Annotated in this window: 1 protein-coding gene and 1 pseudogene; both read right to left on the reverse strand. The window is 64.1% G+C overall.

Annotation, left to right across the window (positions count from 1 at the left end; all coding sequences use genetic code 11):
• Positions 1–85 precede the first annotated feature (85 nt).
• Positions 86–547 (reverse strand): tetratricopeptide repeat protein, encoded by a 462-nt coding sequence (locus EOA29_RS38755; protein WP_127222537.1) that lies wholly within the window; start codon positions 545–547, stop codon positions 86–88.
• Positions 548–578: 31 nt separating this feature from the next.
• Positions 579–732 (reverse strand): annotated as a pseudogene (locus EOA29_RS43600) (MBL fold metallo-hydrolase); the annotation flags it as partial.

The raw sequence follows: 732 nt of genomic DNA on the forward strand, positions 1-732 counted from the left end.
AGCGAGGCCTGTGCCAGCCCCTCTCCGGCCGCTTCGCGGCCACCTCTCCCCCACTTTGTGGGGGCGAGGAACCAAGCTTTCAGGCTCAGTTCGTCACCTTGGTGTCGATAGCCTGTTTGAGGTCGGAAAGCTCCTCGCAGCCCGCCGGGCAGAGTTTTTGCAGCGAGGCGAGCTGCTCGTTGGCCTTGGCCATGTCGCCGGTCTCGACATAGAGCTCGCCCAGATATTCGTGCGCCGCCTTGTGGTCGGGCTTAAGCTCCAGCGCCTTGGTGTAGTAGGTCAGCGAGGTCTGGTAGTCGCCGGTCTTGCGCAGCGTGAAGCCGAGCAGGTTGTAGACGTCGGCCTGCTGGGTGTCCTGCGCAAGGTCGCGCAGCTCGGCCAGCGCGCTTCGATAGTCCTTGGCGTCGATCTTGGCCTTTACGGCCGTCAGGTCCGGCGCGTCGGCGCCTTCGATGTCGTCCACGGCATAGGCCGGCACGGCGATGGCGATCGGGGCCGCGGTCAGCACCGCAATGCCGCCGAGAACCGCGAAAAGTGCATGTTTCATGGGAGTTGGCTCTTTCTGTTCAGGATCCGATTCAGATCTGGGTTGGGGTGAAGGCGTAGGCGTTGCCGTCCTTGACGAAGCTGCCGGTGCCCGGGAACGGGAAGTGCGAGCCGCAGATGCGGACATTGTCGGCAATCACCTGGTCAATGAGCTTGTGGCGCGTGGCGATCGCCATCGGCCCGTCC

The organism is Mesorhizobium sp. M1E.F.Ca.ET.063.01.1.1, assembly GCF_003998155.1.
Taxonomy (GTDB): Bacteria; Pseudomonadota; Alphaproteobacteria; order Rhizobiales; family Rhizobiaceae; genus Mesorhizobium.

Coding starts and splice junctions, on each gene's coding strand:
- EOA29_RS38755 (WP_127222537.1), bottom strand. CDS start 547: ATGAAACATGCACTTTTCGCGGTTCTCGGCGGCATTGCGGTGCTGACC.